Raw genomic sequence first — 26,604 nt, forward strand, 5'->3', positions numbered from 1 at the left:
TTGAAATTTTAGTAAATATTAGTTTGTGTTTTTTATTAAATCTATTAAAAATTGTATTTGCAATATAGGATTTTTTAACAAATGAAATCATTTTTCATTAAATTACGGTATATCATTAGGTATTGCTGTGTTTTCTGTAAAGCTTGAATTGGTTAAAGTTCACTTTTATAAATTTACTTTTAACTTAAAAGAACTGTCAAAGCTGAAAAATAGTTTTTTGAATTTTAAATTAAAACCCAACTCAATTCAATTTATTCTTTTTAGTTGAAAATATTGCCCATCCTATTAAAAGTGGCTGCATAAAAAGTCTTGCTAATCTTTTTGAATCTGTATCTAAAGTAAAAGCGTCTTTTCGGTTCAAATATTGTGAAATATTCCCCGGAAAAACTGCCACAAAAAATGTAGCAGCAATTATTCCTAATGTACTTTGATGTTTCTCTGGAGTTAAAATCAATCCTGTTCCCAAAGCTATTTCAGCAATTCCCGAGTAGACAACTGTGTCGTCTTTTTTTAAAGGAACCCAATCCGGAACCTGTGCCTGAAAATCTTTTCGTCCAAAAGTGAGATGAGCGATTCCTGCAGCGACAAGCATTCCTCCTAAAGCGAATCGTGATATTTTTTGAATGTCCATATTTTAAATTTTATTTGGTGTGAACTTTTAAAAATCAAGATTAGTACCAAATAGCGAAAATGATTTTTCTTACTCAACGAAAAAAGACCGCAGTGAGCGGTCTTTGTATTAAATAAGTTGGTTTTTTTAGTATGCTTTTGCAAATAAAACTCTTCTTGCGGAAGGTTTTCCTGAAATCAAAGAAACACCTTCTTCCACATCATCATCCAAAGGAATACAACGGATTGTAGCTTTCGTTTCGTTCTTAATCTGCTCTTCTTCTTCAGCTGTTCCGTCCCAGTGAGCGTAAATGAATCCACCTTTTTCTTCAAGAACTTTTTTGAACTCTTCGTAAGAATTTACGTTGGTAATATTTTCTTTTCTGAAATTTAAAGCTTTCTCATAAAGATCAGTTTGGATGGTTTTCAATAAATTTTCGATGTAAGAATCTATGCCTTCAATAGAAACAGTTTCTTTCGTTAAATTATCTCTTCTTGCAATTTCAACAGACTTGTTTTCAAGATCTCTCGGGCCCATCGCAATTCTTACCGGAACACCTTTCAATTCGTATTCTGCGAATTTCCAGCCTGGTTTGTTGTGCGTATCGTTATCAAATTTTACTGAAATTCCTTTTGCCTTCAATTTAGCCTGAATGCCCAATGCCACTTCACTGATTTCAGCCAGCTGCTCTTCCCCTTTAAAAATAGGAACGATAACTACTTGAATCGGCGCCAAAGTTGGAGGTAAAACCAATCCCAGATCATCAGAATGCGTCATAATCAAAGCGCCCATCAAACGGGTAGAAGTTCCCCAAGATGTAGCCCAGGCGTGTTCAATTTTTCCTTCTTTATTAGTAAATTTCACATCAAATGCTTTAGCGAAATTCTGACCTAAAAAGTGAGAGGTACCAGCCTGAAGTGCTTTTCCATCCTGCATTAGTGCTTCGATGCAATACGTTTCATCTGCTCCTGCAAACCTCTCTGAAGGAGTTTTCAAACCTTGAATAACCGGCATTGCCATAAAGTTTTCTGCAAAATCAGCATATACTTTATTCATTTTTTCGGCTTCTTCAACAGCTTCATCTTTAGTAGCGTGAGCGGTGTGACCTTCCTGCCAAAGAAATTCTGCAGTTCTCAAAAATAATCTTGTTCTCATTTCCCAACGCACAACATTTGCCCATTGATTAATAAGGATAGGAAGATCTCTGTAAGACTGAATCCAGTTTTTATACGTACTCCAGATGATGGCTTCGGAAGTTGGTCTTACGATTAATTCTTCTTCTAATTTAGCGTCAGGGTCAACAATTAGTTTTCCTGGATTGTCCGGATCATTTTTTAATCTGTAATGGGTAACTACAGCACATTCTTTTGCAAATCCTTCGGCATTTTTTTCTTCAGCCTCAAATAAACTTTTGGGAACAAAAAGAGGGAAATAGGCATTCACATGTCCGGTTTCCTTGAATTTTTTATCCATTTCGTCACGCATCTTCTCCCAGATAGCATATCCGTAAGGTTTTATCACCATACATCCACGTACTCCTGAGTTTTCTGCCAGATCAGCTTTTACAACAAGCTCATTATACCATTTGCTGTAATCATCGCCTCTTGAGGTAAGTTTTGCCATTATTTTATAGAATTTTTTTAACTTTTTTTAATAATTGTAATCTAAAATAAAAAGTCTATTTTTGATAGAATTTTATACCGATTAATTGGTATGTTTTTGGTACAGAATGCAAATATAATTTAAATAAAAAATTTTTACGTCATCATGAAAAGAAATATACATAAAAATTTGTTTGGGATGTTGAGATCAAAAGGAATCTTAGCTATTTCCAGCGGATTGCTTTTAGTTTCTTGCGGTGCTCAGATGGGTGGCTACAGCGAGACAGATGGGGTTTATTATGATCCCAGTAAAGACACATTGCCTGAAGGAGTTATCGTGAATCAAGGTAACAGAGTAGGAGAGTACTACGATTACTATCAGGAAGATAATACTACAATTCAAAATGCCCAGGCTGTTAATCAAGAGCAGTCTAACCTTTATAATACATGGAATACCAACTATGACCAAGGCGCTACAGATTCAGACTTTGGGAACTATGCCGGAAGCGAAACCAATTACTATGATAACTCATGGGGTTGGGGAGGCTGGGGCGGTCCCTGGGGAATGTATGGCGGTTACGGCGGCTGGGGAATGGGCGCTGGCTGGGGCATGGGAATGTCATTCGGATGGGGCTGGGGCAACAACTGGGGTTGGGGTTACAGTCCTTACGGTTGGAATAACGGCTGGGGCTGGGGTTCTGGTTGGGGCATGGGAATGTATAATCCATACTGGGGCTGGGGCGCCGGATATTATGGAGGGGGTTACTATGGTAACTATTACAGACCTTACAACAGAAGAAGTGCAGCAAGCGGATACGGATTTACCAACAGAAATTCTAATATCGTAAGCAGAAACAGTGCTCCTGCATCAGGTTTCAGAAACTCTGGTGGAAGCGGATTCAGAAATTCAAATAATTCTGGTTTCAGAAATCCTAACGGTAACGGTGGATTTAGAAATCAAGGAAATTCCGGTTTTAGAAATAATACGGGAACGAGGCCGCAATCTGGTTATTACAGACCTCAGGGACAAGGTGGTTTCAGAAACAACAGTGGAACAAGACCAAATTACAATAACCAATCTCAGCCTCGTTATAATAACCAAAATAACAACGGCGGATTCAGAAATGACTCAGCGCCAAGATCCAATGGCGGATGGACATCACCAAGTAACGGAGGAGGATTCCGTGGCGGAGGTGGTGGTTCTACCGGAGGAGGCGGAGGCTTCAGATCTGGAGGCGGCGGCGGAGGCGGCGGTTTCCGTGGTGGCAGATAAAATAAGTTTCAACATATTCTAAAATAATAATGTTAAAAAAATCTTTAGTAATAATGAGCATTTCTGCTGCCTTCTTTGTGCAGGCGCAGGATGTTTCATTGATCAGAAACACGCTGGATGTGTACTCGAATTCTCAGATTGGAGGTTCGGCAAAGTTTAACGCAATGGGAGGCTCAAACGGTGCTTTGGGAGGTGATGCAAACGCATTGCTGACCAACCCGGCAGGTTTGGGTGTTGCAATTTCCGGAGAAGTATCAGGCACACTTTCAGTAATGTCTAATAAGAATACGTCAAATTATGCGGGTTCTTCTTTTGGATACAAAGTCAATAATGCAGATTTAGGGAATGTTGGAGGCGTAATGACTTTCCAGTTGATGACAGAAAGTGCATGGAAATTTGTCAACATTGGGGTGAATTTCTCAAACCAGTCGCTTGATAACTACATCGAAACACCTGGAAACAGCAACGTAATCTATGATTTTGATGCTACCAACAGCTCATCTCTGGCAAGACATGCTTACGACAGGTATGGAACTTTGTCTAAAACAAGTTTCGGTGTTGGTGCTAATTACAATCACAGCCTTTATTTAGGTATGGGTTTGAATTTCTCCAATGTTTCTCTTGATCAGTCTGATACAGCTGCTTTCCAATCATTGCAAAACGGAAGTTTAGATTATTTCAGCAAGCAGAATACACCTTATTTTGAGAGATCATCTGGTTTTTCAGCGACTTTAGGGATTATTGGAAAGCTTGGCCGTAATTTCAGATTGGGTGGTTCAATAGAAACACCAACTTTTTGGGATATCGACAGAACTTATAATTTCTACAATGATCCTCAATTAGGTGATGATTACGCTGTAGAAAACAGAAGACTCACTTCTCCTATGAAAGCTACAGTAAGTGCGGCATTTGTTGCGAATAAAAACTTCTCAATAAACGTCGATGGAACCTTAGGTTTAACAAAGCCAACTTATAAAGAATATGGTGGAGCAGAAAGACAGCTGAATGATTTTTTTGATCAAAATCAAAAAACGATGGCAGAAGTGAAAGTTGGAGCAGAATACAGAGTAAAGCAGTTGAGATTGAGAGGTGGATACGCTTACACATCAAGTCCTTTTGATGCTCTTACAGTAAGCCGTTTTGCAAACAATGGAGACGTAGCAGATCAAACTTACAACAATATGATTTTGAGTGATAGAAACGCTTTGTCATTTGGTTTAGGATATGATTTCAAATCTTTCTATATCGATGCAACTTATCAGAATATCAGTTCAAAATTTAATAATCCATTCTTGTATGGTATTGCTGACGGTTCTATAGAAGACGGATATTATTCTCCAACAAGATTGATTGATAGCTCTGCTTACGTAGTTTCTGACGTTAAAAACGTTATCAATAATTTTTATTTAACATTCGGCTGGAAGTTTTAAAAACTAGTCTGGTTTAGATATAAAAAAGCTCTGCAAATTGATTTTTGCAGAGCTTTTTGTTTTATTAAGTTCGATTTAAATTTTAATGATGATCATGGCTGTGAAATAAGTGCATCACCAATGCCAGTGAAACGCCCACAATGACCAACCCAATTTTTGACCAGTCAATATTGTGGTTTTTGTTGCTTTCAAATATAATTACTGATGAAATGTGAAGGAAAATACCACCTACAATTGCAAGAAAATAAGGCTGCCAATCTGGATTGAAATAATTTCCTAAAAACATTCCGAAAGGCGATGCCAAAGCAAATAACGCTACAATCAGCATGGATGGGTAGGAAACTTTTGAACCTTTTCTGTTGAATAAAAATGCTCCCAAAATAAATGAAATGGGAAGGTTGTGAAAAACAATTCCCATCAGATAAGGTGAAAACGGATCGGTTTCATTTGCCAGAGGAATACCTTCAATGAAAGCGTGTATGAAAAGTCCCACCATCAATGCCATCGGAAGAACCGTACTGTCGTTGTGGTGATGAAAGTGACCGTGCTCAAAACCTTTCGTTAAAGCCTCTAGAATCATTTGCAAAAGGACTCCACCAATGACGAAAATTCCAAGATTGATACCGGTTTCATTGTGATGATGGTACACTTTCGGGAAGACTTCGTTGAGGCAGATTGTAATTAAAAATCCTGCGCTTAAAATCAAAAGGTTTTTGGAAAACTTTTCTGTCTGTCCGAAATATTTACCCAGAAAAACTCCGGCAAGAACACTTAAAATAAGTAAAACGACAATCATATTAATTAAATAGGGGTGATAAACAATATAAAACTATGAGTAGATTTATACTTATTAAAATAAGATGTATTCTAAAAATGATTTTATTTTCAAACAATATTTTTCTGATGATAATTAAAAGTATTCCGGTTATTGATAGCAAACCAGAGATGAGAAATGGCAATGGAGGGGTATGACTGTGAAAATATCCTGATTCAATTCCAGCGTATATTGAAAGTAATGTTGCTACCGTAAATATAACAATGGTTTTCATTCCCAAACTTTTACTTCTGATTACTTCTTTCGAAATAAATTAATACATCTCGGTGAAACTTCAGCATCAAAATCTTTCAACTGATAATCGCCCCAAATTTTTACACGCTCAAAACCATTGTCTTCAGCGTATTTCTGTATAGATTCCGGCGTGTGGAGTTTTACTTTTTCGAAAAAATTATAATCCTGTCCGTCAGCTGAGAATTTAATTTCTTTTACGATATGTTGATCTTCGATTTTCTTAGAAATTTTAAAATCAATTCCACCACGCTGAATTTCAGCTTTGGAAATCATTTTATTTCGTACATAATTTTCATTTAAATAATCTAAAACGAAATATCCATCAGTTTTCAAAACATCAGAAACAGATTTGAAAACTTTCCTGTCATCGTCTTCAGAATCAAAATAGCCGAAACTTGTAAACAGATTAAAAACAGCATCAACTTGCGAATGTGCAACCATGTCTCTCATATCGTGAACGGCAAACTGAAGATTTTCATTTTCAAACTGTCTGTTGTGTTCAATACTTTTTTTAGAAAGATCAAGCCCTAAAACTTTGTATCCTAATTTATTTAAAAAAATAGAATGTCTTCCCTTACCACAGGCAAGATCGATAATTTCTGAGTTTTTTGGGAGTTGAAGCTCTGCAGTGAGCTGAGTGATGAAGTTTTCTGCTTCGGTATAATCTCTGTTGCTGTAGAGAATATGATAATAAGGTGTGTCAAACCAAGATTCAAACCATTCCATCGTGCAAAAGTACGGATTTTGTAGGATGCTGGATGCTGGATGTTGGATGATTTTTAACTATATCTTTTAACATCGTTCATCAATCACCCAACACCAAGCCGAAAATTCCCTATTTTTGCAAAATGAATACAGAAAATTTAAAAATACAGATAAAAACTTTTTTCGGACTCGAGCAGGTTCTTTTTGAAGAGATTAAAAAACTCGGTGGCTCAAATGTAGAGCTTAAAAACCGCGCGGTAAACTGTGAAGGAGATCTTGGTTTTTTATATAAAATAAATTATTCTGCCCGTACAGCATTGAAAATTTTGGTGCCAATATATGAGTTTAAAGCTTTTAATCAGCATCAGTTTTACAATAAACTTTCTCAGTTTCCATGGGAAGATTTTCTGGATGTAGACCAGACTTTTGCTATTGATTCTACTGTAAATTCTGAAACATTCAAGCATTCTCAGTTTGTTACTCTTAAAATGAAAGATGCGATTGTAGATTATTTTCAGGAGAAATTCAAGAAAAGACCAAATATCGAAACCAGAAGCCCAGAAATAAAATTTCACCTGCATATCGACAGAGAATTGGTAACGATTTCTATGGATTCTTCCGGTGATGCTTTATTTAAAAGAGGTTATAGAAGAGAGCAGGGTGAAGCACCGATCAATGAAGTTTTGGCAAGCGGAATGTTACAGTTGGCTGGCTGGGACGGAAAAGGGAATTTCCTTGATCCGATGTGTGGTTCGGGAACGATTCTGATTGAAGCGGCAATGATTGCACTTGATCTTCCGGCTCAGATTTTCAGAAAAAGATTTGCCTTCCAGAACTGGAATAATTATGATGCAGATTTATTCGCAAAAATAAAAGAAGTGCGAATCAACCGTGTAAGAGAATTTACCGGAAAAATTGTGGGTTACGACTTAGACGGGAAAATGCTGAATGCTGCCAGAACCAACATAGAATCGGCAGAAATGGAAGATATTATCGATGTGAGAAGACAGGATTTCTTTGAGTCTAAAAAAGACCTGTTCCCTTTGTTAATGGTTTTCAACCCGCCTTATGATGAGAGAATTTCTATTAACGATGATGATTTCTATAAAAAAATTGGAGATACATTTAAAAGCAGTTACCCAAATACTCTGGCTTGGCTGATTTCTTCAGATCTTGATGCTCCGAAAAAAATCGGATTACGACCTTCAAGAAAAATCAAGCTTTTCAACGGAAAGCTGGAAACAAGATTTTTACAGTATGAAATGTATGAAGGGACGAAGAAAGTGCATAAATTAGAGGAAAACAAAAAATAAAATATGCCTTTTGATTTTCTTGATGGTTTAGATAGCCTTATCAATTTACTGAATCTCGATTTTTCGTCGAAATCCTCGTCTGTTGATAAAGGAAAAAATAAAAATTTAAAGAATACAAAATATACTACTGAATTATGGAGTGGAAGCTTTCTCACAATGGCTTCCATTCTTTATTTTATGGTTTTTTCAAATCCATTACCTGCAAAAGACTTTACTCAAACTTTACTGATTTGTGTTCTGATTGGCTTCGTTATTTCTTTTATTGTCGCTTTCATCCTTTATCATCTTGGGTTTTTTTATTTTAAAAGCTTTTTCAAACTATTGCTGTTCAGCTTATCTCTTATTCTACTTGTCATCTCTATCGTTTTAATTGTTTATTTTAAATTCATTGTTTCCAGCTAAATTAAAATCATAAATTGTTTTAAAATATATTGAGATTTCTTTTCAAATCTTTAATTTTGAAAAATGTTCAGTCAAAAACCAACCCTTTCTATTGTTGTCGCAATTTTCAACCGAAAAGACGAACTTTTCGAGCTACTTAATTCTTTAAATGCACAAACAGACAAAGATTTTGAAATCATCATCGTTGACGACGGTTCTTTGATTGATTTAAAACCGACCATTCATCAGTTTGAAGATATTTTAAACATAAAATATTTCAGAAAAGATAATTCAGGACCGGGTTTATCAAGGAATTATGGCTCAAAGAGAGCTTCCAATGATTGGCTGGTTTTTGTAGACAGCGACGTGATTGTAGAGCAGGATTACATTGAAAATATTAAAAACAGTATTCTTAGCATTCCTTGTGATGCATTTGGTGGGGCAGATAAAGCACATAAAGGTTTTAACCTAATGCAAAAGGCAATTTCGTATTCTATGACGTCTGTCTTTACAACCGGAGGAATCAGAGGGAATAAAAAAGCGGTTTCAAAATTTCAGCCCAGAAGTTTTAATATGGGTGTGAAAAAAGAAGTTTTCGAGAAAGTAGGGGGCTTTTCTGAAATGAGAATCGGCGAAGATCCGGATTTATCGATGACTCTTTGGGAAAACGCTTTTACCACAGCTTTTTTTGATACTATTGCTGTATATCATAAACGTAGGGTTGATTTTGGTAAATTTTCAAAACAAGTCTATCAGTTCGGTTGTGCAAGGCCGATTTTAAATCAGAGACATCCGAAATATGTGAAGATTTCTTTTGCATTCCCGAGTTTGTTTTTTCTGGGATATATTTTAGGGATCATTGAATATGTCTTTTTAAAACAAGGTCTTATCTTAAGTCTTTATGGTCTTTACAGCTTCATGGTTTTTGTACATGCTTTAGTTGTGACTAAAACTATTTCAATCGCTGCAATGGCGGTGGTTTCTACATATATTCAAATGTTTTCTTACGGCTACGGATTTTTAAAATCATGGATTTTACTGAATGTTTTAAAGAAAAAACCTGAAGATGCTTTCCCAAAACATTTTCATAAAAACTAAACTAAAATTCCATTTTTAGAAGTAATAGGATCTGGCAGTTCAGTTTCGCCGACCATTTGTAAAAGATCAATTTCAATTGTTCTGCAGATAGAAAGCATGGGAATGTCAAACATCAAACCTTCAAAAGGATTTTCAGAATAATCTCCTACGAGTTCCATAATAATATACATCCAGCCAATCGTTATACAAAACGGAATCGAGGCCCAGATTCCCCAATCTCCTAATTTTGAAAATTCACTTACTAAACCCAGTGGAAGCAGCATTATGAAAATAATATTGAATATAAAAGCTGTACTCGCAAACTGTCTCGGAAGCGGAAATTTTTTGATTCTTTCGGCTTGTCCCTGAAGAGTGTAAAATTCAGTAAGACAGTCTTGTAGTTGTATTTGATTGAAATCTGAAATTGCTTTTTTATTTTTTAAATCATTCACATCTTTTGCCTGCTGAGAAATAAGATAGGTGGCAAAATTTTTATAGTGAGACTGCAGCTCAGATTCCTCTTCAGATAGATATTTATTCAAGAAAATAGGTGTTCTTCCATAATCTGAAAATCCGGCTTTAATCAATCTGTTTCGCTTATGGTCTGTATTTTTTAATTTATCTTCTTCAAATTTGATATGTTCCCATTCTACGGGCACCAAACTTTGTTCACGGAAAGCATAGAGCCAGGCAATGTGACGGTAAACAATTTTTTTTCTGCGGTCATCCAGGTCAAATTTTCCAACTTCTTCATTATTTGTGTCGAATGCGTAAACCATTGCTGCAAAAGAGCGGCTTGTGTTTACAATTCCACCCCATATTTTTCGGGCTTCCCAAAGTCTTTCGTATGCCTGGTTGTTTTTAAATCCTACTAAAAAAGCTTCCGCAGTACCAATTAAAGCTACGGCTACCCACGGAATCGTCATCCATTCCCATCTGTAAATGTGATAAATGAAAGCAATCGACGTACACCAAATTGAAATAATGATCACATGAAATCCCGATAAGTTGAGAACCTGTTTAAAGTTGACGTATTTTGTAGTGATCATTTGTAGAGTAAAATTTTGTAAAACCAAGTTAGCAAAAAGTGTACAAAAAAACCTCTAAATTTTTTTAGAGGTCTTATTTTTTTTTGTCTGAATTAATACTTAAGCATTTCTTCGATTTTTGCTGCTAATTTTTCCGCATTTGGAAGCATTTCTTTTTCCAAAACTAAATTAATAGGAACTGCCGGAGTATCAAGTGATCCCAATGTTTCTACAGGAGCATCAAGATATTTAAAGCAATTCTTTGAAATTCTGTGTGCAAACGCTTCTGCGAAAGAATTATTCAACTGTTCTTCTGTTAAAACAATACATTTTCCGTGAGCTTTTACTCTTTCAAAAACCAATTCTTCATCTAAAGGAATGATGGTTCTTAAATCAATTACTTCAACTCTTCCGTTAAAGTTTTTCACAGCTTCTTTTGCCCAATAAACGCCCATTCCGTAAGTTACAACCACTAAAGTTCTGCCTTTTTCGGTTTCATTTTTATCAGCTTCGATAATTACTGTTCCTTTCCCGAAAGGTAAAATGTAATCTTCTGCAGGTTCGATTGTTTTGGCATCTTCAGTTCCCGGAACTTTACTCCAATACAAACCTTTATGCTCCAACATTACAACCGGATTCGGGTCGTAGTAAGCTGCTTTTAATAAACCTTTAAAATCTGCAGCGTTACTTGGATAAGCTATTTTAATTCCTTTGATATTCGCTAAAATACTTTCAACACTTCCACTGTGGTAAGGTCCACCGCCGCCGTAAGCCCCAATCGGAACACGGATGATATTGCTAACAGGAAATTTCCCCTGACTTAAATAACTCGATTTTGAAATCTCGGTAATCAACTGATTGATTCCCGGATAAATATAATCTGCAAACTGAACTTCGACAATTGGTTTTAGACCAACTGCACTCATTCCTGTTGTAGAACCAATAATATAAGCTTCCTGAATTGCGGTATTGAAAACTCTTTTGCTTCCAAATTTCTTCCCTAAAGTCACCGTTTCACGGAAAACTCCACCAATTCTTTCACCAACATCCTGTCCGTACAACAAAGCTTCCGGATGCTTCCACATCAATTCCTGAATCGCATGAATCGCAGCATCAACCATTACAATTTTTTCTCCGCCTTCAGGTTCACGAGTTCCCACTTCTTCCGTAATCGGAGTCGGTGCGAAAATATGTTGCATTACGCTTTCAGGCTTTGGATCTTCAGCCTTTTGAGCTCTTTCGAATGCTTCTTCTGCTTCTAATCTTGCCTTCTTTGTAATTTGTTTTAATAATTCTTCATCTACGCCAGATTCAAGCAAATGATTTCTAAGAATGTTTCCCGGATCTTTTGCTCTGTGTTTGGTTAAATCTTCCTCATCTCTGTAAAATTCTCTTCTGACTCCAGAAGTATGATGACCAATTAAAACTGTTTTCGCACAGACAACCAAAGGTTTTCTTTCAGTTCGAACAAAATCAACGGCTTTCTTCATCACTTCAAAGCTTTCCACGAAATCGGTTCCGTCAACTCTCATTCTTCCTAAACCTTCAAAACCTGCCACAAAATCATAGGCATCTACAGTTCTTGCTTCTTCTTTGGTTACAGAAATTCCCCATTCGTTATCCTGAACTAAGAAAATTATAGGCAATTGATGCAATGCAGAAAACTGAAGTGCTTCACTCACTTCACCTTCCGTTACAGAATTGTCTCCAAGACTACAGATTACAACCGGATTGTTTTCAAACTGCTGTAAATTAAAATCTTCAATATATTTAATTCCCTGAGCAACTCCAGCTGTTGGAATGGTCTGCATTCCTGTAGCTGAACTTTGATGGATAATTTTCGGTTTGTCTTCATCTCTGCTCGATGGGTGAGAATAATACGATCTTCCTCCTGAAAAAGGATCATCAGCTTTTGCCAACAACTGCAACATCAATTGATAAGGCTCAAAACCAATCCCCAAAAGAATGCTTTCGTCTCTGTAATAAGGAGAAACCCAGTCTTCTTTCTTTAACTGATAAGCCGTTGCTAATTGAATTGCTTCGTGACCTCTTGATGTGCTATGAACATATTTACAAACATTTCTGTTTTCTTCGTAAATATCTGCCATCGCTTTGGCAAGCATCATGTGGTTATAAGCCTTTAGTAAAATGTCCTGAGAAACTTTTTCGTGAAGTGTATTTTCCATAGAAAGCAAATATACATAAAATTAGAAATCCGAACAATTGTTAGTTTACCGAATTATGGTGTTGATTTTTAAATTGATAAGGTTGGATTGGTGATTTTTGATCAGTTTTTAAACCTCCAAAATGTCGTTTGGTTTTGGTCTAAATTTAACAGAAAACAGATTTCAAAACATAAAAAAATAGCCTAACTTTACATTCTTTTTTTAATCTAAAAACTCGAAAAAGTTACATGTATTTAGTTTTTGACACAGAAACCACGGGTTTACCAAAAAATTTCAACGCACCGCTTTCAGATTCAGACAACTGGCCAAGAATGGTTCAGATTGCGTGGCAGTTGCATGATGATGACGGAACTTTATTAGAAAACCAGGACTATATTATAAAACCTGAAGGATACGATATTCCCTTTAATGCCGCAAGAATCCACGGGATTACAACGAAAATTGCCAACGAAGAAGGTCGTGATTTAGAAGAAATTTTAAATGAATTTGCTAAAGTTTTAGAAAGAGTAAGAGTCGTTTCCGGTCACAATGTTGAGTTTGATTACAACATCGTCGGAGCAGAATTTTACCGAAAAAATATAAAAGATAATCTTCAGGAAAAACCCAAAGCAGATACGATGATTCTGGGAACAGATTATTGTCAGCTTGCCGGAGGAAGAGGAGGGAAGTACAAGTCTCCGAAATTGGAAGAACTATACGAAAAACTATACGGTCATAAGTTCGATGAAGCGCACAACGCAGCAGCCGATGTAAATGCAACGGCTCAGGTTTTCTTCGAAATGATGCGTATCGGAATTATTCCAGCTGAGGTTTTGAAAACTTCGGAAGATCAGTTAGCATATTTTAAAACGTTGCATCCAAACCCGATCAAACCTTTTGGAATTATTATCAGAAGGCAGGTTGCAGATTTTAATAATAAGAAAAAGCAATCTGATGTCGGAAGTATCGATGATATTGATTTAGGAAGATATTTCAACTTTGATAATAAAAGTGTTTTTTCAACGTTAACAGCAACTTCTAGCATTAATGATTTAATTAAAAAAGCCTCAGACGAAAATTTTCCTGCCGTAGGAATGGTGGATTTGGGAAATATGATGGGAGCTTTTAAATTTGTTTCTGCAGTTGAAGGAGCAAATGGTGACCGAGCAAAAAAGCATAAAGAATATGCAGCAAAAAAGCAGGAAGCAGAAGAAAACGGAACAGAATTTAATGAAGAAGAACCTGTTTCTGAGCCATTAATTCCTGTCGTAGGTTGTGAATTTTACATTTCAGACCGTTACGAGCAAAAACAATTTACCAAAGATGATCCCGACAGAAGAACGCAGGTTGTTTTACTGGCGAAGGATTTTAATGGATATAAAAATTTAGCGAAACTTTCAAGTATTGGTTTCCTCAAAGGATTTTATTTCGGAGTTCCAAGGATTAGCCGTGAGGTGATTGCTGAGTATAAAGAAGGGTTGATTGCTCTGACTTCAGGAATCAATGGAGATATTCCTGATGCGATTTTAAATACGGGGGAGCAAAAAGGGGAGGAGCTTTTCAAATGGTGGAAAGAAACTTTTGAAGACGATTTTTATGTTCAGATTCAAAATCATAAACTGCCTGAAGAAGAGCATTTAAACGATGTGTTGCTTCATTTTGCAGATAAATATAATGTTAAAATTTTAGCACAAAATCAAACCTACTATACCAACAAAGACGATTCTAATATTCAGGATATTGTAAGCTGTATCAAAGATGGTGAAAAGTTGTCGACGCCTGTTGGTAAAGGCTTTGGGAAGAGAAGAGGTTTGGCTGCGGGAGAATATTATATTAAAAATGCACACGAGATTAAAGAGGCTTTTCTAAATTATCCAGATGCTTTTGACGCTTACGAAGAATTTACAGCAAAATTCAGTCCTTATACTTTAAAAAGAGATGTACTTCTTCCAAAATTTGATATTCCCGAAGAGTTTATTCATGCTGAAGACGAGGTTGATGGAGGAAAACGAGGTGAAATGGCCTATTTGACGCATTTAACTTATGAAGGTGCTAGAAAAAGATATGCCGAAACAGGAATTACTCCAGCAATTAAAGAACGCCTTGATTTTGAACTTGAAGTTGTTGCAAACACCGGTTATCCGGGTTACTTTCTGATTGTACAGGATTTCTGTAATGAGGCCCGAAAAATGGGCGTTTGGGTTGGTCCTGGGCGTGGTTCTGCAGCAGGTTCTGCCGTGGCATATTGTACAGGAATTACCAATGTTGACCCTATAAAATACGATCTACTATTTGAGAGATTTTTGAATCCCGAAAGGGTTTCAATGCCCGATATTGATATTGATTTTGACGATGAAGGTCGTGATAAAATCATCAAATGGGTAGTTGAAAAATACGGTAAAAATCAGGTGGCTCAAATTATCACTTATTCGGTTTTGGGTGGGAAATCTGCCATAAAAGATGCCGGAAGAGTTTTAGATTTGCCGATTCCTGATACGAATAATATTGCAAAACTGATTCCTCCAAGTCCGGGAATGAACATCGCAAAAGCTTTATCTAAATATGATAAGCTGAAGCCTGAAGAACAGCAGCTTGTTGATGAAATGAAGTATGTTCTCAATACTCCCGATGATGCCCGTCACGACGTTTTGGCAAGTGCCAAAAAGATGGAAGGATGCATCCGAAATACGGGAATTCACGCCTGTGGAGTTATAATTACACCTGAAGATGTGAGTAATATTATTCCGGTGACGATTGCAGCGAAGGATGCCGATATTTTGGTGTCGCAGTTTGATAACTCGGTAGCGGAAAGTGCCGGTCTTTTGAAGATGGACTTTTTGGGTCTGAGAACTTTGACCATCATTAAAGATGCTTTAAAAATCATAAAAGCAAGACATGGAGTTGATATTGACCCCGATTTGATTCCTTTGGATGATGCTAAAACGTATCAATTATTTAAAGAAGGAAGAACGGTCGGAATTTTCCAGTATGAGAGTCCGGGAATGCAAAAATACATGCGAGAACTGAAACCGACAGTCTTTGCCGATTTAATTGCCATGAATGCCTTGTACAGACCGGGGCCGATTAAATATATTCCAAACTTTATCAACAGAAAGCACGGTATCGAAGAAATTGTCTACGATTTACCCGAAACCGAGGAATATTTAAAGGAAACTTACGGAATTACTGTCTATCAGGAGCAGGTAATGCTTTTGTCTCAAAAATTAGCCAATTTTACGAAAGGTGAGGCCGATACTTTGAGAAAAGCGATGGGTAAAAAGCAGATTGAAGTTCTGAACAAAATGTACCCAAAATTCATCGAAGGTGGAAGAAAAAACAACCTCGATGAAGGCCCATTGGAAAAAATCTGGAACGACTGGAAAGCTTTTGCTGAATATGCTTTCAACAAATCGCACTCCACCTGTTATGCGTTTATTGCTTATCAGACAGCTTATTTAAAAGCAAATTATCCGGCAGAATATATGGCGAGTGTAATGAGTAATAACATTAACAATACCGAATCGATTACCATGTTTATGGAGGATTGTAAAAGTATTGGTGTCGATGTTTTGGGACCGGATGTAAATGAATCAAACTACAAATTTTCTGTAAACGAAAAGGGGCAAATCCGTTTTGGTTTGGGAGCTATAAAGGGGATTGGTGAAGGGCCGAGTGAAGGGATTACCAAAGAAAGAACTAATGGAAGATTTAAAAATATTTATGACTTCTTCGAAAGAATTTTGCCTTCTCAAATGAACAAAAGAGTAGCGGAAAGTTTGGTTGTTGCAGGAGCTTTCGATGAATTGGATTCTTTCCACAGAGGTCAGTATTTCGATATTGATATGGCAGGAAGAACCAATTTGGAAAGGTTAATTCGTTATGGACAGAGTTTTCAGGAAAGTAAAAACGAGATGGAAAATTCTCTTTTTGCAGATTTTGCGGAGGAAGTTCAGATTGAGCAGCCAAAATTGGCACCGTGTCCGGAATGGCCGAATATGCACAAATTAAATAAAGAAAAAGAAACCATAGGCTTCTATCTTTCTGCCCATCCGCTGGATGAGTTTAAGTTTCAGTATCAGTTTATGCAGGGAAGTCTGTCTAAAAAAGCAGTTCTGGAAAAGGATGAAGAAGCAAAGGTGGTTAACGATGAAGTTCCCATTCTCGAAAAAGATTCTGTAGATGAGGTGGCGGATTTAATTGAAATTGTTTCCGATGATATCGTGGCAGGTGAAGAAGAGGAAATCATTGAAGAAGTGATCAAAAAAGCTGAACCTAAAGGAAATTTCTTATTCTTAAATCTTGATGAGGTGGATGCTTACAAAGAAATTGCTTTCGCTAATAAACAGGATGAATTATTTGAAGAAAAGAAAAAAGACTGGAAAACTTTACAAAAGGAAAGAGAAAACGGCGGCGGGGGAAAAGAATATACTGTTGCGGGTTTAATCACAGAATATGTTGTACGAGATGGTTTCAGAAGCGGTGAAAAAGTGGCTTTTTTAACTTTGGAAGACTATTCTGGTTCTTATTCTTTCAGATTGGGCGATCGTGATTATATGAAGTTGAAGGAGAAGCTGGAAGTACAACGTTTTGTTATTTTAAAGATAAAATTTGCTCAGGTGAAAGACGGTAGGGTTTTCGTGAATGTAAATGAAGTAATAGAATTACAGGAAGCTTTCGAAAGATTTGCTAAAAGTATATCATTGGTAATGGATGTGATGGATTTCCGTTCTGAAGATTTAAGCTTCTTCCGCAATATTTTGGAGAGAAACCCTGGGAATCAAAAATTGAAATTCTATATAAAAGATGTTGATGATGATTTTCAGGTGCAACATATTGAAGTACAATCTGCAAGGCATCAGGTTAATTTAAATGGAGATTTTATCAAAAATATTCAGTTGATGAATAAATACGAGTTTTACCTGAATTAAGTGGGTGAAATATTATGATAAGTTAGTGGCTTTTTAGCCACTTTTTTTGTTTAAAAATGTATCTTTTAACCAAAAATTAATAAATTTTTAATATAAGTTGAATTATTAATTTTTAGGTTAAAAGTGGTTTTTATACATTTTAAACCTTGAAAATAATTAAATGTTTGTTTAATCATATTGTATCTTTTTAATTATTTTAGGAAAATTTAGGATAATTTTTTCCTTTACCTATGAATCGTATGTTAATATTTATTAATTTAACCGACTAATTTAAATTTTGTTAAGTATGAAAAAACTAAAATTATTTTTTTCAGCGATGGTTTTCTGTGCGTTTGCCAATTTAGGTGCACAGAATACCTGCGTAGATGCCATTCCAATCACCAGTATCCCGTTTTCCAGCGGTGCACAGACTACGTGTGGAACAGGTAATGATTATGCTGCGGGTACTTTTACCTCAGATTACGGTGGAGGTGAAGATTATGTCTACTCCATTAATATTACTAACGCTCCGGTAACACTTGGTTTTGCTCTGGGTGGTGCTGCAACTTGGAAAGTAGCTTCTGTACACTCAGCATGTGCACCTACAATTGCCAACAGTATTGGGAGTATTAAGACAAGTAGTGGTACTACGGCTTCAGGAGGTATTACATTTCCTACCAATGGAACATATTATATAATTATTGATACCTGGCCAACTCCGAATTGTGGAGCTTTTACACTGGATATCACTGGTCCACCATCTTGTGCAACTTTAACAGCACCGGCAAACGGATCTGCAGTGAGTACTCTAAGCCCTGTTTTAACATGGTCTGCACCTACTACGGGAATAGCTCCTACTGGTTATAAAGTCTATTTGGGAACAACTAATCCTCCAACTACTTTAGCTTCTACAGTAACTGCGCCTACAACTACTTATACTGCAACTCTCACAAGTTATAACACTCCTTATTATTGGTCAGTAGTGCCTGTTAATGGTACGGCAGAAGCTACAAGCTGTAATACAAATGTTTGGTCATTTACAAGTCCTGCACCACCACCACCGCCTGCGAATGATGATTGTGCAAATGCTGTATTGTTGACAGTGAATCCGGATTATCTTTGTGGTGCTAAAACATCAGGAACAACAGTAGGTGGAACTGCTTCTGCGGAAATTGCTGCAACCTGCGGAACCACAGGTACGAATGATGATGTATGGTTTAAATTTACCGCAACTAGTACAGCGCACAGAGTTGTACTTTCAAATGTTTCTGGATCTACAGATATGGCGATGGCTGCTTATAGTGGTTCTTGCGGAAGTTTGACCCAGGTTACTTGTAGTGATCCAAATACTATGAATTTAACGGCCTTAACGGTTGGTCAAGAATATAAAATAAGAGTTTGGACATTTAGCGCCGTGGGAACGACGGCTGCAACATTTGATATTTGTGTAGGAACTGCGCCGCCAGCACCTGCGAACGATGATTGTGCAGGAGCTATTGCTCTGACGGTAAATCCGGATTATTTATGTGGTGTTACAACGTTGGGGAATACTCAAAGTGCAACTGCATCTACAGAGACGGCTCCATCTTGTGCTGCTTCTGGTACTAATGATGATGTGTGGTTTAAATTCACAGCAACAAATACTGCACACAGAATTACATTAACTAATGTATCTGGATCTACAGATATGGCAATGGCTGCTTATAGTGGTGCTTGTGGAAGTTTGGTGCAAGTTCTTTGCAGTGATCCTGATACGATGAATCTTACGGGGTTAACGGTTGGTCAGGAATATAAAATCAGAGTGTGGACTTTAACTTCCACCGCTACGACTGTAGCTTCATTTAATATCTGTGTTGGAACTCTTCCTCCGCCACCTGCTAATGACGATTGTTCAGCAGCAGTAGCTTTAACTGTGAATGCTGATTTATCATGTGCTGTTACAACATTTGGAAATACGCAGAGTGCAACTGCCTCAACGGAGACAGCACCTACTTGTGGAGCATCTGGAACAAATGATGATGTATGGTTTAAATTTACAGCAACAAGTACTACACATAGAATTGCATTGACAAATGTATCTGGGTCTACAGATATGGCAATGGCTGTTTACAGTGGTGCTTGCGGGTCTTTAGTGCAAGTTTCGTGTAGTGATCCTGAAACTATGAATGTTACGGGATTAACGGTTGGTCAAGAGTATAAAGTTAGAGTATGGACTTTTACTTCAACGGCTACAACAGTCGCTTCATTTAATATTTGTGTAGGTACTCCACCTCCGCCTCCGGCAAATGATAATTGTGCAACTCCAACTGCTTTAACTCCAGGAGGTACATTTGCGCAAAATGCAATTACTGCTACTACGGTTAGTGCTACTTTAACTACAGATGCTACTGCGGTGGCTGCTTGTCAATCTACAAGATATGCTGATACTTGGTATTCTGTGGTTGTGCCTGCAAGTGGAAATGTTACTATTGAAACAGCAAGTGTAGCAGGTTCACCTGTTACGGATACAGTAATATCAGCTTACACAGGTACGTGTGGGGCATTGGTGTCTGTAGGTTGTCATGATGATGTTTTGGCAGGTACAAACAATTTTTCAAGATTGGCGTTAACAGGTCAAACTCCTGGTGCTACAATTTTGGTTGTGGTTTGGAACTATAGTGCTACGAATAATGGTCAATTCCAGGTTTCTGCATACGATTCTTCATTAACTCTTGCGACTAATGAAGTTGTGAAATCAACAGAAAAGATTTCAGTATATCCAAATCCTTTTGCGGATGTATTAACAATCTCAGATATCAAGAATGTAAAATCAATTATGATTTCTGATATGTCTGGAAAAATTGTAAGAACAATTACAAAACCTGAATCTACACTTCGTTTAGGAGATCTTAATGCAGGAATGTATTTAGTGATTCTTAATATGAGTGATGGTTCTAGACAGACTATTAAAGCAATTAAGAAGTAGACCTTAATAATCTATTTATATTTATAACAGCAACTGATTATTCAGTTGCTGTTTTTATTTGTAAAATGTTTTAAATATTTTAATAGTCTGATGTTTTTTTTATTAATTTTATTAGAGAAATACTTAAATATTATTTATGAAAAAATTTTTACTTTCATGCTTTTTGATTTTAAGCATGAGTTATTCAGCTCAAATCACACTGGGTGGAGGTAGCACCGATGTGGGTGTGGCTCCAATAAGTACTTACTTTGGTTATTCTTATGTGCAGCAAATTTTCACCAAACAGGAAATTAATGCCAATGCTGCAGGGAATATTACAGGTTTGAAATTTTATCTTGATCCAAGTCATTCTATATCCAACTCTTCGCAATGGGTGGTATATCTCGGGCAGACTTCAAAAACGTCTTTCAATTCAGATTCTGATTGGATTCCGTCAACTCAGCTTGTGCAGGTTTTTTCCGGCACTGTGTCAAATGTTAATGGTGTAATTAGCGTTGTTTTTCCGACGCCTTTTGCTTATGATAATATTTCAAATTTGGTATTAGCAGCCGAAGAAAATTCTGCAGGCTATGATGATAATGATTATGATGAGGTTATTTATGTGTATGATGGGGCGCAAAATTCATCGCTTTACTACAAAGATGATATTATCAATCCTGATCCGGCGTCGCCTCCGGCATTTGGTGATTTGGTGAATTACAAATCGGTTACAACTTTTGAAGGATTAGCTTTGAATCCTATACCAGCTTGTCCTTTAGTTACTTATCCGGAAAATAATGCTACTTTCATTCCGTCATCACCTGTCATCACCTGGAATGCTTCTACTGGAGCAACAGGTTATAAGGTATCGATTGGTACTAATCTTAATGGAACTGATATTGCAAACGAGGTTCCGGTATCTACGAATAGTTTTACACCTGCCTCTCCGCTTTCTTCTAATACTACATATTACCTTAAAGTGGTTGCTGTTGGTGCAGTTGGGGAGTCTTCAGGTTGTGTGAGTTATATGTTCTCGACAGTGCCTCCACCTCCAACAAACGATGAGTGTAGTAATGCAGTTACTTTGAGTGTAAATCCTGATTTAAACTGTGGTGCCATAACTTCAGGTTATACATTGGGTGCTACAGATTCGGGGTTGATTCCTGATCCATGTTACGGTGATCCAGATGATGATGTTTGGTTTAAGTTTGTAGCAACTGGTTCAAAACATAAAATCACCCTTTCTAATGTTCAGGCAGTGGGTTCTGATCCTTATGATGATGATATTTATTTTCAGGTTTTTGAGGGAGGTTGTTCTACGCTTGCAAGTGTTTTGTGTTCAGATTCAAATGAATCAGTTATTTCAGGTCTTACTTCGGGGCAGACCTATTATGTAAGAGTATATAGTTACTATGGTTCAGGTTCTAATCAGAGTTTTGATATATGTGTTGGTTCTTATCCTCCGCCACCTGCTAATGACGCATGCAGTGGTGCAATAGCGGCTACTGCATATCCGTTTACTTACAATCAGGTAGATGCGTCTGGTTCAACTAATAATTCTGGATTTGTAACTGTTTGTTCGTCTGGAGAAATGAATGATGGTACATGGTTTACTTTTGTAGGTAATGGAAGCACTTATGATATCACAGTTTCAATGCCTGCGGGAAGTAATTTTGATCCTGAAGTGGGTGTTTATTCCGGAAGTTGTGGGAATCTCACCTGTGTTGATTCTGTTGATCAGCAGGGTTCGGGTTCGTCTGAAAATGTTTCTGTATCTACAACGGCTGGTCAAACTTATTATGTGAATGTTGGGTATTACAGCTCTTCTTCTGATGAAGATGAAGAGGCATTCACTATCAATATCCTTAATGGGAATTTAGCAACTTCAGAAGTGAAATCTGCGAGTAATCAAATTAAAGTATATCCAAACCCTTTCACGGATGTACTGACAATTTCAGAAATAAAAGATGTAAAATCAATGATGATTACAGATATGTCTGGAAAAATTGTAAAAACAATTACAAAACCTGAATCTACACTTCGTTTAGGAGATCTTAATGCAGGAATGTATTTGGTGATTCTAAATATGAATGATGGTTCTAGACAAACCGTTAAAGCAATTAAACGTTAAAATAAAATTTTTTAAGGGTTATAAAAAGCCGGCGGTAATAATACTGTCGGCTTTTAATTTTTGTTAACATAATTGTTTGTTTGTTTTAAATTTTTATAGATTTGCATTTATTTGTAAAATAATTTGTATGAATAAATGTTTATTGTTGGTTTTAATGTTTTTTAATGTTTGCTTCAATGCGCAAACATACTGTGTTCCACAGTTTTCCGATGGTTGTGATGATGGTGATCAGATTGATAGCTTTTCTATTCCTTCAGTTTCATTTAATCATGCCAATACAGGCTGTTCTCTCAATGCTTATGGTGATTTTACTTCGCAGTTCATCAGTCTAAATGCGGGAGTAAATTACAATTTTACTATTACTCATGGTTTCAGTGATCAGAACGTAAAAATTTGGATTGATTTCAATAATGATGGAGTTTTCACTAATGCGGCTCCAGAGCTGGTGGCTTCAGGTTTAAGTACTACAATAAATAATCAGGATATTACTAATGGAATCATCAGCATTCCTGCTAATATCACAGCAGGAACTTACAGGATGAGAGTAGCAGATCAGTTTGATTTCCCTCCGATTCCGTGTAATATCGATGGTTACGGTGAGGCTCATGATTACAGTGTGGCTGTAGCGGCTGCTCCTACTTGTCTGGCTCCCTCCAATTTGGTTATTTCCAATATTTCTGCAACATCAGCTACATTGTCATGGGCAGCATCTTCAAGTGCTCCATCTCAAGGTTATGAATATTACCTTTCAACAAATCCGGCCACACCAGCGTCTTCTGTAGTGGCGACCGGAAGTTCAGGTTCTCTAAATGTGTTATTGTCATTAGCTTCATCCACAACATACAATGTTTGGGTAAGATCAGTTTGTAATGCTGCGAGCAAAAGCGCATGGTCTGCATCGACATCTTTCACAAGTTTGTGTGCTGCGATTACTCCATCTTACACCAATTTATTTACAGATTTTCCGGGGCTTTGCTGGCAACAGGCTTCGGGAGGGAATTTAGCAACAGGCTCTACAGGTAACAATATTTTTTGGATTGAAGATGGATTTTTAAATGTAAATTATACCGGTGCGGCAAGAATCAATTTGTTTGATCAAAACAGAGCGGGATGGCTGAAGTCGCCTTATTTTAATTTGTCTTCAGGCAATTACAGGGTAAAATTTAATTATGGACTTACAGCTTTTAATCAATCAGCGACTTCTGCAATGGGTTCGGATGATGTTATTCAGTTTGCGATTTCAAATGATGGAGGAGTTACATGGACGGCACTTCAAACTTGGACTGCCACCAATAGTCCTTCTAATACAATCAATCAATTTTCGCTAAATCTTACCTCATATAATTCTGCAAATACAGTTTTTGCATTTTATGGCTCAGACGGAACGGTTGTAGACCCTGAAGATTATGATTTTTTTATTGATAACTTTACCATAGAGCCTTCGGGTACTTTAGTAACAGCTCAGGATTTTAAACAAAATGATAAAATTGTTGTTTACCCAAATCCTTTTGTCCAGATTCTGAAAATCAAAAATTCAGATAAAATTGAATCTGCTGTAATTACAGATTTTAATGGAAGATTGATAAAAAGATTTGATTATGTAGGTTCAGAATTAAATGCTGGAGAAATTTCATCAGGTGCTTATCTCTTAATTTTAAAACTAAAAAACGGAACCCAGCAAACTCAGAAAATTATTAAAAAGTAATATTTATTCAAACAAAAACAGGTGACTTCGAAAAAAAAGTCACCTGTTTTTATATCTGATATTGATTAAATGATTACTCCGGTTTTACAGGTTGTAATTCTCCTGTGCTCATACTGTCGAAGACTGCAGGGAAAAACATGACAAAGATAAAGTAGATGACAATCATTAAAGCAACGAGTGCCACTAAGGTAATAACGAGTGCATTGGGCTTGTTTTTTTGTTTTGGTTCCATGATTTTGTGAATTAATTGTTGGATAGTTTACTTGATAATTAATTCTATGCTAATTTCTTGCCACACTGCTTGCAATAGCGGGCGTCATCATCAATATCTTCATTTCCGCATCTTTCACAGATCAATTCAAGGTTCTGTCTTTTATTTCTCATCTCAGCCGTCACAATTCCTGTTGGTACAGCGATGATGGAATAACCTGCAAGCATCAGAATCACTGCGAAAAATTTTCCCATTGGTGTAATTGGGGAAACGTCGCCATAACCCACCGTCGTTACGGTTACCACTGCCCAGTAGATAGATTGCGGTATCGTTTCAAAACCAGGTCTGCCACCTTCCACCATAAACATCATCGAACCTACAATGACTGAGAAAATTATCAGAAATAACAGGAAAATATAAATCTTCCGCGAACTGTTCCTCAAAGCCCGTACGATGACAGAGCCGTCATTCATAAAATCCAAAAGATTAAATACCCTGAAAACACGCAGCATCCTCAGCATTCTGAAAATCAGGAAATACTTCGTCACCGGGAAGAAAAAGCTCAAAAAGAATGGAACTAATGAAAGAAAGTCTATAATTCCGAAAAAACTGAAAATGTAATTTTTTTTATTTTTTAACACCGCAATTCGCAAGCAGTATTCAAAAGTGAAAAAAATAGAAATGATCCATTCACAAATAATAAATGTCGTATGAAATCGCTTGTCTAGCATGGGAACACTTTCCATCATAATGATAAAAGTGCTTGCAAGAATCAGACATAGAAGTATAATGTCGAAAAGTTTTCCGAGTCTGGTGTCTGCGCGGTAAATAATTCTAAACAGAAATCTTTTCCAAAGCTGATCTCCAGGAGTGAGATTGTGCTCTTTTTCCATTTTTATGTTTTTTACAAAGTTATAAATATTCGTTATTTTCGTACTCAAACTTACAGAATAAAATGACAATAAAAGAGGTAATATCAAAAATTGAAAGAAGAATACAGATTGCACAGGCTGAAGATTTTGACAACGTTGGTCTGCTCTGCGGTCTTCCTGAAAGAAATGTAAGCGGAATCCTCGTCTGCCACGACGCTTTGGAGAATGTGGTGGAAGAAGCAATTCTGAAAAACTGTAATCTCATCGTCTGCTTCCATCCGATTATTTTTTCAGGTTTAAAATCTTTGACCGGTAAAAACTATGTGGAAAAAGCTGTTTTAAAAGCCATTGAAAATAAAATCGCAATTTATGCTGTTCATACAGCTTGGGATAACGATTTCTTCGGTGTGAATGCCGGGATTTGTAATCATTTAGGTTTAAAAAACTTGAAAATTCTTCAGCCTAAAAAAAATAATCTAAAACAATTAAATGTCTACGTTCCTCACGATTATTCTGAAAATGTAAAAGAAGCTTTATTCAATGCGGGAGCGGGAAATATCGGGTTTTATGACGAATGTAGTTTTACAACAGAGGGAAGAGGAACTTTCAGACCGATTGAAGGATCGAAACCTTTTTCCGGACAACAAAATGTCCGTGAAAATGCTGATGAGGTGATGATTTCGGTGATTTTTGAATCATTTAAGCAAAATCAAATGGTCTCAGCGATGAAAAATGCCCATCCTTACGAAGAAGTTGCGCATCAAATCTACAGCTTAGACAATGAAAATCATTATTCAGGACTCGGAATGTATGGTGAATTTGAAACCGAAATGGATGAGGCTGATTTTTTGAAATTTGTAAAAGATAGATTTAATTTAAATATCATCAAACATTCTGATTTTACAGGAAAAAAAATAAAAAGAGTAGGAGTGTTGGGCGGTTCAGGAGCTGGTGGAATAAAATCTGCCTTATCCCAAAAATGTGATGCTTATCTTACCGGAGATTTGAAATACCACGACTATTTTTCGGCAGAATCCAGAATGCTTTTGTGCGACATCGGACATTATGAATCTGAGCAATTAGTCTGTGAACAATTATTTGAAATTTTATCGCAAAATTTTAGTACATTTGCAGTCTTGAAATCTAGCGAAAAAACAAACCCCGTAAATTATTTCATTTAGA

The 26,604-nt window shown here is 36.7% G+C and carries 18 protein-coding genes; 10 read left to right on the forward strand and 8 right to left on the reverse strand.

Features of this window, described 5'->3' with window-relative positions; translation table 11 throughout:
• Nucleotides 1–241: 241 nt before the first annotated feature.
• Both AC2A1G_RS01945 and proS read right to left on the reverse strand, forming a co-directional pair.
• The gene (locus tag AC2A1G_RS01945) at nucleotides 242–631 is read right to left on the reverse strand and encodes a DoxX family protein (protein WP_484045273.1); all 390 of its coding nucleotides are present in this window, start codon (nucleotides 629–631) and stop codon (nucleotides 242–244) included.
• A 126-nt stretch (nucleotides 632–757) separates the two neighbouring features.
• On the reverse strand, nucleotides 758–2,233 hold the full coding sequence (gene proS, locus AC2A1G_RS01950) for a proline--tRNA ligase (RefSeq protein ID WP_484045274.1): 1,476 nt from the start codon (nucleotides 2,231–2,233) through the stop codon (nucleotides 758–760).
• A 144-nt stretch (nucleotides 2,234–2,377) separates the two neighbouring features.
• Between proS and AC2A1G_RS01955 the strand changes: the two genes are divergently transcribed.
• Together AC2A1G_RS01955 and AC2A1G_RS01960 are read left to right on the forward strand one after the other, a co-directional pair.
• The gene (locus AC2A1G_RS01955) at nucleotides 2,378–3,484 is read left to right on the forward strand and encodes a prolyl-tRNA synthetase (RefSeq protein WP_484045275.1); all 1,107 of its coding nucleotides are present in this window, start codon (nucleotides 2,378–2,380) and stop codon (nucleotides 3,482–3,484) included.
• A gap of 53 nt (nucleotides 3,485–3,537) precedes the next feature.
• A complete protein-coding gene (locus tag AC2A1G_RS01960) occupies nucleotides 3,538–4,914 on the forward strand; it encodes an OmpP1/FadL family transporter (RefSeq protein ID WP_484045276.1) in 1,377 nt (458 codons plus the stop codon).
• Between the two features lie 82 nt (nucleotides 4,915–4,996).
• Here the strand turns inward: AC2A1G_RS01960 and AC2A1G_RS01965 are convergent, their stop codons facing one another.
• Together AC2A1G_RS01965 and AC2A1G_RS01970 are read right to left on the reverse strand one after the other, a co-directional pair.
• Nucleotides 4,997–5,710, reverse strand: coding sequence for a ZIP family metal transporter (locus AC2A1G_RS01965; RefSeq protein ID WP_484045277.1), 714 nt, complete (start codon nucleotides 5,708–5,710; stop codon nucleotides 4,997–4,999).
• A 273-nt stretch (nucleotides 5,711–5,983) separates the two neighbouring features.
• Nucleotides 5,984–6,709, reverse strand: coding sequence for an SAM-dependent methyltransferase (locus tag AC2A1G_RS01970; RefSeq protein WP_484045278.1), 726 nt, complete (start codon nucleotides 6,707–6,709; stop codon nucleotides 5,984–5,986).
• A 122-nt stretch (nucleotides 6,710–6,831) separates the two neighbouring features.
• Here AC2A1G_RS01970 and AC2A1G_RS01975 point away from each other — a divergent pair, with 122 nt between their 5' ends.
• The 3 genes from AC2A1G_RS01975 (at nucleotide 6,832) to AC2A1G_RS01985 (ending at nucleotide 9,480) form a co-directional block, all read left to right on the forward strand.
• Nucleotides 6,832–8,001 carry a THUMP domain-containing class I SAM-dependent RNA methyltransferase gene (locus AC2A1G_RS01975; protein WP_484045279.1) on the forward strand — a complete coding sequence of 390 codons (1,170 nt, stop codon included), beginning with the start codon at nucleotides 6,832–6,834 and terminating at the stop codon, nucleotides 7,999–8,001.
• Nucleotides 8,002–8,004: 3 nt separating this feature from the next.
• Complete coding sequence (locus AC2A1G_RS01980) at nucleotides 8,005–8,403, forward strand: branched-chain amino acid ABC transporter substrate-binding protein (protein ID WP_484045280.1); 399 nt, start codon at nucleotides 8,005–8,007, stop codon at nucleotides 8,401–8,403.
• Nucleotides 8,404–8,466: 63 nt separating this feature from the next.
• A complete protein-coding gene (locus AC2A1G_RS01985; RefSeq protein WP_484045281.1) occupies nucleotides 8,467–9,480 on the forward strand; it encodes a glycosyltransferase family 2 protein in 1,014 nt (337 codons plus the stop codon).
• Here the strand turns inward: AC2A1G_RS01985 and AC2A1G_RS01990 are convergent.
• Together AC2A1G_RS01990 and AC2A1G_RS01995 are read right to left on the reverse strand one after the other, a co-directional pair.
• Entirely contained in the window at nucleotides 9,477–10,508 is a 1,032-nt protein-coding gene (locus AC2A1G_RS01990) for a bestrophin family protein (protein WP_484045282.1), read from the reverse strand. The two genes, AC2A1G_RS01985 and AC2A1G_RS01990, sit on opposite strands and share 4 nt — an antisense overlap.
• 92 nt (nucleotides 10,509–10,600) lie before the next feature.
• On the reverse strand, nucleotides 10,601–12,673 hold the full coding sequence (locus tag AC2A1G_RS01995) for an alpha-ketoacid dehydrogenase subunit alpha/beta (protein ID WP_484045283.1): 2,073 nt from the start codon (nucleotides 12,671–12,673) through the stop codon (nucleotides 10,601–10,603).
• A gap of 227 nt (nucleotides 12,674–12,900) precedes the next feature.
• Between AC2A1G_RS01995 and dnaE the strand changes: the two genes are divergently transcribed.
• From dnaE to AC2A1G_RS02015, 4 genes are all read left to right on the forward strand, one after another.
• A complete protein-coding gene (gene dnaE, locus AC2A1G_RS02000) occupies nucleotides 12,901–17,580 on the forward strand; it encodes a DNA polymerase III subunit alpha (RefSeq protein ID WP_484045284.1) in 4,680 nt (1,559 codons plus the stop codon).
• 286 nt (nucleotides 17,581–17,866) lie between these two features.
• Nucleotides 17,867–20,524, forward strand: coding sequence for a T9SS type A sorting domain-containing protein (locus tag AC2A1G_RS02005; RefSeq protein WP_484045285.1), 2,658 nt, complete (start codon nucleotides 17,867–17,869; stop codon nucleotides 20,522–20,524).
• A gap of 136 nt (nucleotides 20,525–20,660) precedes the next feature.
• Nucleotides 20,661–22,634, forward strand: a complete 1,974-nt coding sequence (locus AC2A1G_RS02010; protein ID WP_484045286.1) for a T9SS type A sorting domain-containing protein — start codon at nucleotides 20,661–20,663, stop codon at nucleotides 22,632–22,634.
• Nucleotides 22,635–22,761: 127 nt separating this feature from the next.
• Complete coding sequence (locus AC2A1G_RS02015) at nucleotides 22,762–24,339, forward strand: T9SS type A sorting domain-containing protein (RefSeq protein WP_484045287.1); 1,578 nt, start codon at nucleotides 22,762–22,764, stop codon at nucleotides 24,337–24,339.
• A 73-nt stretch (nucleotides 24,340–24,412) separates the two neighbouring features.
• On the opposite strand, the gene AC2A1G_RS02020 is transcribed toward AC2A1G_RS02015, so the two are convergent.
• Together AC2A1G_RS02020 and AC2A1G_RS02025 are read right to left on the reverse strand one after the other, a co-directional pair.
• Nucleotides 24,413–24,571 carry a hypothetical protein gene (locus tag AC2A1G_RS02020; protein ID WP_484045288.1) on the reverse strand — a complete coding sequence of 53 codons (159 nt, stop codon included), beginning with the start codon at nucleotides 24,569–24,571 and terminating at the stop codon, nucleotides 24,413–24,415.
• Between the two features lie 44 nt (nucleotides 24,572–24,615).
• The gene (locus tag AC2A1G_RS02025) at nucleotides 24,616–25,443 is read right to left on the reverse strand and encodes an ion transporter (RefSeq protein ID WP_484045289.1); all 828 of its coding nucleotides are present in this window, start codon (nucleotides 25,441–25,443) and stop codon (nucleotides 24,616–24,618) included.
• A gap of 62 nt (nucleotides 25,444–25,505) precedes the next feature.
• Between AC2A1G_RS02025 and AC2A1G_RS02030 the strand changes: the two genes are divergently transcribed.
• The gene (locus tag AC2A1G_RS02030) at nucleotides 25,506–26,603 is read left to right on the forward strand and encodes a Nif3-like dinuclear metal center hexameric protein (RefSeq protein ID WP_484045290.1); all 1,098 of its coding nucleotides are present in this window, start codon (nucleotides 25,506–25,508) and stop codon (nucleotides 26,601–26,603) included.
• The last annotated feature ends 1 nt before the right edge of the window (nucleotide 26,604 follow it).

It is taken from the genome of Chryseobacterium sp. HNCC26DJ240 (genome assembly GCF_057180485.1).

Coding starts and splice junctions, on each gene's coding strand:
- AC2A1G_RS02030 (WP_484045290.1), top strand. CDS start 25,506: ATGACAATAAAAGAGGTAATATCAAAAATTGAAAGAAGAATACAGATT.
- AC2A1G_RS01975 (WP_484045279.1), top strand. CDS start 6,832: ATGAATACAGAAAATTTAAAAATACAGATAAAAACTTTTTTCGGACTC.
- AC2A1G_RS01985 (WP_484045281.1), top strand. CDS start 8,467: ATGTTCAGTCAAAAACCAACCCTTTCTATTGTTGTCGCAATTTTCAAC.
- AC2A1G_RS02005 (WP_484045285.1), top strand. CDS start 17,867: ATGAAAAAACTAAAATTATTTTTTTCAGCGATGGTTTTCTGTGCGTTT.
- proS (WP_484045274.1), bottom strand. CDS start 2,233: ATGGCAAAACTTACCTCAAGAGGCGATGATTACAGCAAATGGTATAAT.
- AC2A1G_RS01995 (WP_484045283.1), bottom strand. CDS start 12,673: ATGGAAAATACACTTCACGAAAAAGTTTCTCAGGACATTTTACTAAAG.
- AC2A1G_RS01990 (WP_484045282.1), bottom strand. CDS start 10,508: ATGATCACTACAAAATACGTCAACTTTAAACAGGTTCTCAACTTATCG.
- AC2A1G_RS02015 (WP_484045287.1), top strand. CDS start 22,762: ATGAATAAATGTTTATTGTTGGTTTTAATGTTTTTTAATGTTTGCTTC.
- AC2A1G_RS01970 (WP_484045278.1), bottom strand. CDS start 6,709: ATGGAATGGTTTGAATCTTGGTTTGACACACCTTATTATCATATTCTC.
- AC2A1G_RS01960 (WP_484045276.1), top strand. CDS start 3,538: ATGAGCATTTCTGCTGCCTTCTTTGTGCAGGCGCAGGATGTTTCATTG.
- AC2A1G_RS01980 (WP_484045280.1), top strand. CDS start 8,005: ATGCCTTTTGATTTTCTTGATGGTTTAGATAGCCTTATCAATTTACTG.
- AC2A1G_RS01945 (WP_484045273.1), bottom strand. CDS start 631: ATGGACATTCAAAAAATATCACGATTCGCTTTAGGAGGAATGCTTGTC.
- AC2A1G_RS01955 (WP_484045275.1), top strand. CDS start 2,378: ATGAAAAGAAATATACATAAAAATTTGTTTGGGATGTTGAGATCAAAA.
- AC2A1G_RS02025 (WP_484045289.1), bottom strand. CDS start 25,443: ATGGAAAAAGAGCACAATCTCACTCCTGGAGATCAGCTTTGGAAAAGA.
- AC2A1G_RS02010 (WP_484045286.1), top strand. CDS start 20,661: ATGAAAAAATTTTTACTTTCATGCTTTTTGATTTTAAGCATGAGTTAT.
- dnaE (WP_484045284.1), top strand. CDS start 12,901: ATGTATTTAGTTTTTGACACAGAAACCACGGGTTTACCAAAAAATTTC.
- AC2A1G_RS02020 (WP_484045288.1), bottom strand. CDS start 24,571: ATGGAACCAAAACAAAAAAACAAGCCCAATGCACTCGTTATTACCTTA.
- AC2A1G_RS01965 (WP_484045277.1), bottom strand. CDS start 5,710: ATGATTGTCGTTTTACTTATTTTAAGTGTTCTTGCCGGAGTTTTTCTG.